The organism is Aeromonas sp. 600774, from assembly GCF_049175075.1.
Taxonomy (GTDB): domain Bacteria; phylum Pseudomonadota; class Gammaproteobacteria; order Enterobacterales; family Aeromonadaceae; genus Aeromonas; species Aeromonas veronii_A.
Map to the genome: position 1 here is coordinate 251,773 of NZ_JAAKUJ010000004.1, position 9,011 is coordinate 260,783.

The 9,011-nt window shown below is 59.1% G+C and carries 8 protein-coding genes; 3 read left to right on the forward strand and 5 right to left on the reverse strand.

What is annotated here, in order from left to right:
* Nucleotides 1–38 precede the first annotated feature (38 nt).
* The 5 genes from G5171_RS06720 to G5171_RS06740 all read right to left on the reverse strand — a co-directional run bounded on the left by G5171_RS06720 (nucleotide 39) and on the right by G5171_RS06740 (nucleotide 3,836).
* Nucleotides 39–620: a NifB/NifX family molybdenum-iron cluster-binding protein gene (locus G5171_RS06720; RefSeq protein ID WP_421250517.1), complete on the reverse strand. Its 582-nt coding sequence runs from the start codon at nucleotides 618–620 to the stop codon at nucleotides 39–41.
* On the reverse strand, nucleotides 617–931 hold the full coding sequence (locus tag G5171_RS06725) for a DUF134 domain-containing protein (protein ID WP_005338107.1): 315 nt from the start codon (nucleotides 929–931) through the stop codon (nucleotides 617–619). The genes G5171_RS06720 and G5171_RS06725 overlap by 4 nt, the downstream gene beginning before the upstream one ends.
* Nucleotides 932–1,154: 223 nt before the next feature.
* On the reverse strand, nucleotides 1,155–2,336 hold the full coding sequence (locus G5171_RS06730; protein ID WP_005359180.1) for a dicarboxylate/amino acid:cation symporter: 1,182 nt from the start codon (nucleotides 2,334–2,336) through the stop codon (nucleotides 1,155–1,157).
* Nucleotides 2,337–2,528: 192 nt separating this feature from the next.
* Complete coding sequence (locus G5171_RS06735; RefSeq protein ID WP_421250515.1) at nucleotides 2,529–3,092, reverse strand: hypothetical protein; 564 nt, start codon at nucleotides 3,090–3,092, stop codon at nucleotides 2,529–2,531.
* A gap of 105 nt (nucleotides 3,093–3,197) precedes the next feature.
* Nucleotides 3,198–3,836 carry a TetR family transcriptional regulator gene (locus tag G5171_RS06740; protein WP_421250514.1) on the reverse strand — a complete coding sequence of 213 codons (639 nt, stop codon included), beginning with the start codon at nucleotides 3,834–3,836 and terminating at the stop codon, nucleotides 3,198–3,200.
* Nucleotides 3,837–3,976: 140 nt separating this feature from the next.
* Between G5171_RS06740 and G5171_RS06745 the strand changes: the two genes are divergently transcribed.
* The 3 genes from G5171_RS06745 to G5171_RS06755 all read left to right on the forward strand — a co-directional run.
* Nucleotides 3,977–5,170: an efflux RND transporter periplasmic adaptor subunit gene (locus G5171_RS06745; protein WP_421250513.1), complete on the forward strand. Its 1,194-nt coding sequence runs from the start codon at nucleotides 3,977–3,979 to the stop codon at nucleotides 5,168–5,170.
* Between the two features lie 17 nt (nucleotides 5,171–5,187).
* Nucleotides 5,188–8,337: an efflux RND transporter permease subunit gene (locus G5171_RS06750; RefSeq protein ID WP_421250512.1), complete on the forward strand. Its 3,150-nt coding sequence runs from the start codon at nucleotides 5,188–5,190 to the stop codon at nucleotides 8,335–8,337.
* A 598-nt stretch (nucleotides 8,338–8,935) separates the two neighbouring features.
* The coding region (locus G5171_RS06755; protein ID WP_139060373.1) for an NAD-dependent epimerase/dehydratase family protein at nucleotides 8,936–9,011 on the forward strand (76 nt) is incomplete at its 3' end.

A 9,011-nucleotide genomic window follows, 5' to 3' on the forward strand; every position in this document is an offset into this window, starting at 1 on the left:
ATCTCTTCTCCTTGATGATGACATGCACGGCGATGGCATCAGTGATGCTGGCAGCAACCGCCCTGTTGGCCTGCGCCCTCACTGTCGTGACAACAAGTATGGCCTTGCTGTGGGCTCTCTGCCTGATTGCCACTACTGGCGCAACAGTGATTGGCGCCACTGTTGCAACCACCGTGACAATTCGCATGGCTGTGGCCTGCGCCGACGGGCTGGATGGCACGGATAGTCGCCTTGCTCTGATGACGACGAGACGGACGCCCCTGACTGGCCTCGGTGAGAGGTTGCAGATTGGCGGGGGCCAGCAGCGCGGGCAGCGGCAGGCGGGCAGAGCGGCACTGCAGCACCCGGATATTGGCCGCCAGCAGGCGACCCAGCATCCGCTCGCCGATATTGCGCACTACCACCTGACCCACCTGATAGTGGGCGAGGGCGTCGAGCAGCGCTTGCTTGCCGTGGCAGCCTTCGGCGGCGGCCGGGTTAGCCAGGGTGGCGATAACGTTCCCTTCGGGGTTAAGAATTTGCAGCTGCTCGGCACGGGTAAAGTGGCCAGCCAGCAACCCCTGACTCAGCATCAGGGCGCTGTTGCTGGGGTTGGTGGTCATGGTTGTGACAGCATTCATGTCGGCTCTTCTCCACTGGTTGGGTGGTCGGGCTCGGCGGGTTGCATCATCAATGCCTTGCCCAGACTCAGACACTCCACCACTTTATAGCGCCCTTTTTTCAGGATATTAGCCAGGGTCTGACGGGAAACCCCCATCACCAGGGCGGCCTCCTGCTGCTGCATTCCTTGAAGGTCGACGAGGCGCAGTGCCTCGAACTCATCAGGGGCCAGCGTGACCTGTTCCAGCTGATGCATGGGGCGGCCGTTGGGTTTGAAGCAGCTGTTGGCGGGGCGGCCACAGATCTGGCGGGCAATCTTGGGTCTTGGCATGGTGGCTCCTAATTGGCATAAGCCATTTATATGCTCATATGTAGCATATGCCAATAATTTTGTCTGATGCAGAGGGTAGCGCCAGTGCTGTTTACGGCAGAGAGGGGTAAAGAGGGGGAGGCGGAATACGTACAAACGCTGTGAAGGTGGCAGAAACGACGCAGGCCCGAACATGGTTCGGGCCTGCGGTTTTGCAGAGGATGGTCGAGCTATCCCGGAGAGCTTACGCCTGTTCGGCCTCGGCCACGGGGGCTGCGCTCTCGCTGCCATTGGCGAAGCGATCCGCCCACAGGGCAATCACGCCGTCACCGGTGACGTTGCAGGCGGTGCCGAAGCTGTCCTGCGCCAGATAGAGGGCGATCATCAGGGCGATGGAGGCTTCACCAAAGCCGAGCATGGAGGTGAGCAGGCCCAGCGCCGACATCACGCCACCACCCGGGGCGCCCGGGGCGGCGATCATGATCACCCCCAGCATCATGATGAAGGGGAGCATGGTTTCGATGCCCGGAATGGCCAGATGCTCGGAGAGGAACATCACCGCGGTGGCGCAGGTGACCAGGGTAATGGTGGAGCCACAGAGGTGAATGGTGGCACACAGCGGTACGGTAAAGTTGGCGATGCCGTCGCTGACCCCGTTGTTCTTGCTCGACTGCAGCGCGACCGGAATGGTGGCGGCGCTCGACATGGTCCCCAGCGCGGTGAAGTATGCGGGCAGCATGTTCTTGATGAGCTGGGCTGGTGAGCGGCCAAGGGCCAGACCGGTACCCACGAACAGCACGGATAGCCAGATCCAGTGCATCAGGATCGCCATCACCAGCACCACGCCGAAGGTTTTCAGGGTGGCGAATACGGTGCCTTCTACCGTCATCTCGACAAAGACACCCGCGATATAGAACGGCAGCAGCGGGATGATCACCTTGGCCAGCAGGCGGTCGATGATGTCACGGCCCTGATCGGCGACACGGCGCAGATCGGTGGCCTGGGTGGCGCTGATGCCGATGCCGAACACGAAGGCGGCAGCCAGTGCCGACATCACGCCAAACAGCGGCGGGATCTCGAGATTGACATAGGAGGCGAGTTTGATGGCTGTGGCCGTGGTGGGCTCGGCGGCGGTGGTGAACTGCGGGATCAGGTGGCTCGCCACGGTAAAGGCGAACAGCCCCGCCAGAATGGTAGAGCAGTAGGAGAGGGCCACGGTTTTGCCCAGCAGCTTGCCGGAGTTTTTCGGCAGGCTGGCGATGCCGCTCATGATGAAGAACAGAATGATGAGCGGAATTGTGAAGGTGATCAGCTGACCTATCACTGTCTTGGCCGTAAACAGCACGCGCGCCACCCACTCAGGGGCGTAGAGACCGAGCAAGAGACCGGCAAGGATGCCAGCAATGAGTTTCAGGACAAGTTTCATAAGGAAATCCGGAGTTGGTTGTATTGTCTGTTTTGTTATTAAATTTTGATATTAATCGAACTTTTTAACACGTAAGCCGTGTTATGTCTGCCTTTTATGCGTTAATGCCGAGTTAAATATTGTCGATAGCCAAGATCGCCGACTAGCAGCCGGCTTGGCATTGAATGGGAAAATCCGTGATGAATTAGCCCGTTAGGTGGCCTGATGATCGCCGCGCAGCAACATGACGTACTGGTTGGCATATTGACTTGCGGAGTCTGAGGTGCTGGCTGATACGGCTTCCATCGAAGCCAGTTGCAGCGCTACCCCGGATGAGGTGACGATTTGCTGAAGATGCGGGAGCTGCTGGTCGTGGCTCATTTCGCCGCTTGGCTGTAGGGGGAAACAGAGCGGAGCGCCCGCTTTGAGCAGGGTCGCCAGCTGTTGCAACAGGGGGACAAGAGTGGCCACGTCGCTATCAAGCGGGCGGCTCAGCCAGATCCCATCGTAAGGGAGCACCGAGTGCATCTTCGCCAGCGGGCAGACCCGCACAGCTTGCCCGGATTGCTGCGAGGCGACTTTGGCGTCAGCCAGTACCGCTTCACAGGCGGTGACCACATACCCTTCTGCACGCAGCCAGCACAGATCCTCCCCCATACCGCACTGACCATTGAGCAGGTGAGCGCTGGGTTTGAGGTGCGCCACAAAGGCAGTTCGAACGTGGGCGTGCTGGTCGTTAAATGGCCGGGAAGCGGGGATGGCGTCAGAGTGTGGCACAGGGGTTACCTCAAGCAGGGGGCGCACAGGGTAACAAATCGGGGCCTGACTGCCAAAACGCGCGGTCAGTCCCCGATTTGGATGTGAGGACGTTGCCGGAGCCTGTTAGCGGCCGCAGGCAGGTCCGTGGGGGTGGGCCAGCATGGTAAACATGCTCTCTATCAGGAAGGCTGATTCGCTCTGCAGGTCGATCCGCTCCGGAAAGTGGAGCCAGTTTATGATGTAGCCATCCAGGGTACAGTGGAGCAGGGTGGCTGCACGCTGCAGGTTGAGGTTGGCAGGCAGCTGCCCCCGGCGTACCGCGTTGGCCAGGGTGGTCTCCAGGTCCCGGAAAAAGTTGGCTGACTCGCTGCGGATATGCTCGCGCAGGGAAATGGCTTCCCCCTCCAGCGATTCGAGATTGAACAGTATGGTGAACATCTGCCGCTGGGCCGGATTGTGAATGAAGCTTTGGAGCACCCCTTCGAAGAAGAGGCGCAGTTGTCCCAGCGGATCGGGCTCATCTGGGTTGAGGCAGGCATCGAGCTGGTGGGCGAGGGGGCTGCAGAGTTCCTCCCAGAGCGAAATGAAGAGTTCATCCTTGTTCTTGAAGTGCCAATAGATGGCCCCGCGGGTAAGGTCTGCCGCCCTGGCGATGTCGGTCAGGCTGGTCTTGGCCAGGCCCTGAGAGCAGAACAGATCCAGCGCCGTGCTCATGATGTGGCAGCGGGTTTGCTGCGCCTCTTCTTTGGTTCGTCTGGCCATCGAAATTTGTGCCTCATGCAAGCAAAAAGTCACTTACATACATTTATGAATGTATGTATATTGCCTCATCTTTCGACTATTTACCAACAGGGCCCATGTGGCCCTGATTGTTCATTGACTGGCAAAGGCTAAGGTGTTTCATGCATAAACATATTCTTGCTCGTTCAGTTGGTCTTGCCTTGCTGGCTACAGGCTTGCTGGCAGGTTGTGGTGACAAGGGGGGCGCACCCCAGGGACAGGGCGGCATGCCCCCCGCGGCGGTCAACGTGGTGACCCTGCAGAGCGGCCCGTTGATGTTGACCACCGAGTTGACCGGCCGCAGCGCCCCGTTGCGGGTGGCCGAAGTGCGTCCGCAGGTGAGCGGCATCATCCTCAAGCGCCTCTTTACCGAGGGGAGCGATGTGAAGGCGGGCGACCTGCTCTATCAGATCGATCCGGCTGTCTATCAGGCGGCGGTTGCCAGCGCCAAGGCCAATCTGGCCAAGGCAGAGGCCAACGAGCAGAGTGCCCGTCTCAAGGCACAGCGCTATCAGGAGCTGCTAAAGGTCAAATCCATTAGCCGTCAGGACTATGACGACGCCGACGCCAGCTGGAAGCAGGCCAAGGCCGAGATCATGGCGAGCAAGGCGGCCTTGCGCACTGCAGAGATCAATCTCGGTTACACCCGCATCACCGCCCCCATCAGTGGCCGCATCGGTAAATCCGCGGTGACCGAGGGGGCGCTGGTGACAGCCCAGCAGGCTGACAGCCTGACCGCCATCCAGCAGCTCGATCCCATGTATGTGGATGTGCGTCAATCCACCGCCGATCTGCTGCGCCTCAAGCGACTGGTCGCCGAGGGCAAGTTGACCCAAGACGAGCAGAAGGGAGCCAGGGTGACCTTCCAGCTGGAAGATGGCAGCACCTATGGCGAAGAGGGCTCGCTGCAGTTCTCCGATGTGACCGTGGATGAGACCTCCGGCATGGTGACCCTGCGGGTGATTGTGCCCAACCCTCACCAGCTGCTGCTGCCCGGCATGTTTATGCGCGCCACCCTGCAAGAGGGAGAGCGGGCACAAGGACTGCTGGTGCCGCAAACTGCGGTGACTCGCACCCCCAATGGCGGCGCCACCGTGATGGTGGTAACCGCTGACAACAAGGTGGAGCTGCGCAACGTGCAGCTGAGCCGTGTCGTCGGCAGCAACTGGGTGGTGGAGTCAGGGCTCACCTCCGGCGAGCGGGTGATCGTGGCTGGCTTGCAGAAAGTGCGACCGGGCGCCGTGGTCAATCCCGCCGAGCAGGGTGCTGATGCACAGTCTGCTCAAGCTGCGTCCAACACCCCGGCCAACAAGTAGGATGGAGTAGTCGCCTCATGGCTCGATTTTTTATAGACAGACCCATTTTTGCCTGGGTGATCGCGCTGGTGATCATGCTGGCGGGCAGCCTGGCCATCATCAAATTGCCGGTCGCCCAGTATCCGAGCATTGCGCCGCCCGCGGTCGGTATTTCCGCCAGCTATCCGGGGGCCTCTGCCAAAACGGTGGAAGACTCGGTCACCCAGATCATCGAACAGAACATGACCGGGCTGGATCACCTGCTCTACATGTCTTCCCAGTCTGACTCTGCGGGACGGGTGTCGGTGACCCTCACCTTCCAGCCGGGGACCGATCCCGACATCGCCCAGGTGCAGGTGCAGAACAAGCTGCAGCAAGCGATGTCGCTGCTGCCGCAAGAGGTGCAGCAGCAAGGGGTTCGGGTACAGAAGACCTCCAGCAGCTTCCTGATGGTCGCGGCGTTCATCTCCAACGATGGCTCGATGAACAACGACGATCTGGCGGACTATGTGGTCTCCAACATCAAGGAGCCCCTGAGTCGTCTGGACGGGGTAGGGGATATCACCTTGTTCGGCAGCCAGTACTCCATGCGGGTCTGGCTCGATCCCAACAAGCTCAACCGGGTGCAGATGACCCCGGGGGATGTGCAGGCGGCCATCAAGGCGCAGAACGCCCAGGTAGCGTTCGGCAAGCTGGGTGGTACTCCGTCGGTGGAAGATCAGCAGTTCACCGCCACCATCATGGGGCAGACCCGTCTCTCTACCGTGGAGCAGTTCAACGACATCCTGCTGCGGGTGAATCAGGATGGCTCCAAGGTACGGCTCAAAGACGTGGCCCGGGTCGAGCTGGCGGGCGAAAGCTATGACGCAGATGCGCTCTACAACGGTCAGTCTACCGCCGCGGTCGCCATCAAGCTGGCTACCGGCGCCAACGCGCTGGATACCGCCGAGAAGGTACGTGCCAAGCTCAATGAGCTGTCGGATTACTTCCCGGCCAACATGGAGATCGTCTACCCCTACGACACCACGCCGTTTGTGAAGATCTCCATCGAGGAGGTGGTGCAGACCCTGATCGAGGCGATCTTCCTGGTGTTCTGCGTCATGTATCTGTTCCTGCAGAACTTCCGCGCCACCCTGATCCCGACCATTGCGGTGCCTGTGGTACTGCTCGGTACCTTCGGGGTGATGGCGGCGTTCGGCTTCTCCATCAACACCCTCACCATGTTTGGTATGGTGCTGGCTATCGGGTTGCTGGTGGATGACGCCATCGTGGTAGTTGAGAACGTGGAGCGGCTGATGAGCGAGGAGGATCTCTCCCCGCTGGAAGCGACCCGCAAGTCGATGACCCAGATCACCGGCGCGTTGGTGGGGATCGCGTTGGTGCTCTCCGCCGTGTTCGTGCCGATGGCCTTCTTCGGAGGCTCGACTGGTGCCATCTATCGCCAGTTCTCGCTGACCATCGTCTCGGCAATGGTGCTGTCGGTGCTGGTGGCGTTGATCCTGACCCCGGCCCTCTGTGCCACTCTGCTCAAGCCGATGAAACACGGCGAGTTTGGCGCCCAGCGTGGCTTCTTTGGCTGGTTCAACCGCGCCTTTGATGCCGGTACCCAGCGCTATCAGCGCGGTGTGCGCAAGGTGATCAAGCAGGGCGTGCGTTACAGCATTATCTACGGCGCCATGCTGGCGGTGCTGGCAGTGCTCTTTATGCGGATGCCCACCTCCTTCCTGCCGGAAGAGGATCAGGGGGTCATCATGTCCATGGTGCAACTGCCGGTCGGAGCTACCAAGCAGCGCACCGAGGTGGTGCTGGCCCAGATGCGTGACTACTTCCTGGACAACGAGAAGGATAACGTGGATGCCGTATTGACTGTATCGGGCTTCAGTTTTGCCGGTAGCGGTCAAAATACCGGTATGGCGTTTATCAAACTCAGGGACTGGAGCGAACGCAAGAGTCCTGATCGCAGTGCCAACGCCATTATCGGTCGCGCCATGGGCTATCTGTTCAGCATCAAGGAGGCGCAAGTGTTCGCCTTCAACTTGCCATCTATTCCTGAATTGGGGACGGCGACCGGTTTTGACTTCTTCCTGCAGGATCGTGGCGGTATCGGTCACGACAAGCTGATGGCGGCGCGTAATCAGCTGCTCGGTATGGCGGCGCAGGATCCCACACTGGTGCGGGTACGCCCGAACGGGATGGAAGATACGCCGCAACTCGATATCAAGATCGACTACGAGAAGGCGCTGGCGCAGGGGCTCTCCATCGCGGATATCAACAACACCCTGGCTACTGCCTGGGGTTCCTCCTACGTCAATGACTTCGTGGACCGTGGCCGGGTCAAGAAGGTCTATATGCAGGCGGATGCCCCCTTCCGGATGAACCCGGAAGATCTGAAACTCTGGTATGTGCGCAACAGCGCCGGTCAGATGGTGCCCTTCTCCGCCTTTGCCAGCACCGAGTGGAGCTTCGGCTCGCCGCGTCTTGAGCGTTACAACGGTGTGCCAGCGATGGAGATCGTCGGTGAAGCTGCGCCCGGCAAGAGTACCGGTGATGCAATGGCTGCCATCGAACAGATGGTGAAACAGCTGCCGGAAGGGGTGGGCATCGAGTGGACCGGGCTCTCCTTCCAGGAGCGTCAGGCCGGTTCACAGGCGCCAGCGCTCTACGCCATCTCCTTGCTGGTGGTGTTCCTCTGTCTGGCGGCCCTCTACGAGAGCTGGAGCATTCCGTTCTCGGTGATGCTAGTGGTGCCTCTCGGGGTACTGGGAGCCATTGTGGCCGCCACCCTGCGTGGGCTGGAGAACGACGTCTACTTCCAGGTAGGCCTGCTCACCACCATAGGCTTGTCGGCGAAGAACGCGATTCTGATCGTGGAATTTGCCAAAGAGCTCTATGACAAGGGGATGGGACTGGGTGAAGCCGTAGTGGAGGCGGCGCGCCTGCGCCTGCGTCCGATCCTGATGACTTCGCTCGCCTTTATCCTCGGGGTATTGCCGCTGGTGATCAGCTCCGGTGCCGGTGCCAGCAGCCGTAACGCCATCGGTACCGGCGTAATGGGGGGAATGATCAGTGCCACCGTGCTGGCCATCTTCTTCGTTCCGCTCTTCTTCGTGCTGGTGATGCGCTACTTCACCAGCCACCAGAGCAAAGAGGCGCGCATGGTTGCAGCAGTTGAGTCAAAAGGTGACTGAGCAAAGTGACCCCTTGAGTTCTGGGGGCAGATCACAATAAGACAAATAAATCAGGTATGAGTGAGTAATAAATAGAGCGACTTGGAATGTCGCTCTATTTTTTTGTTGTAAAAACGGTAACTTGGTCTTGATTATCTGGCTGCGCCCAGATGTGTATGAGGAGTTATTCGCTCTTCCGTCGCCCCTTATCGAATCCTTATCTATGGTAGTTGGCGAACGACTTTTGCGGTGCAGGTTTGTAGGAAACGAGATAGAATCTGCGTCTTATCGGGCTGGTAAGTGGTGAGTCGTCGGACATTGACCTTTTTGGTCTTGAGCCTTGTATGTCTTTGCCAAACACAATCAATACAGAAAAATGCTGGAGGACATGATGACCAACAGCAAACACAATCAGGTCAAAAGCAGCATGGTGGGAGCTGTAACCCAGGGGCGGTAGCCTTGGGGTTATTTGGTGATTTGTGTGAATAATGTTCACTCAGTGTTTTGTTGCTGTTTGAGATGGTTAAATTGCCGTCTATTTAGGTGTTTCAACAGTGCAGCAGTGAACAGCCAGCCCCTATCCGATGTCACATCAACGCCTCGCAAGAGATACATATCTATGAAAATCCTCGTGACCGGCGGTGCCGGCTTTATCGGCTCTGCCGTGGTGCGCCATATCATCCGTGATACCCAAG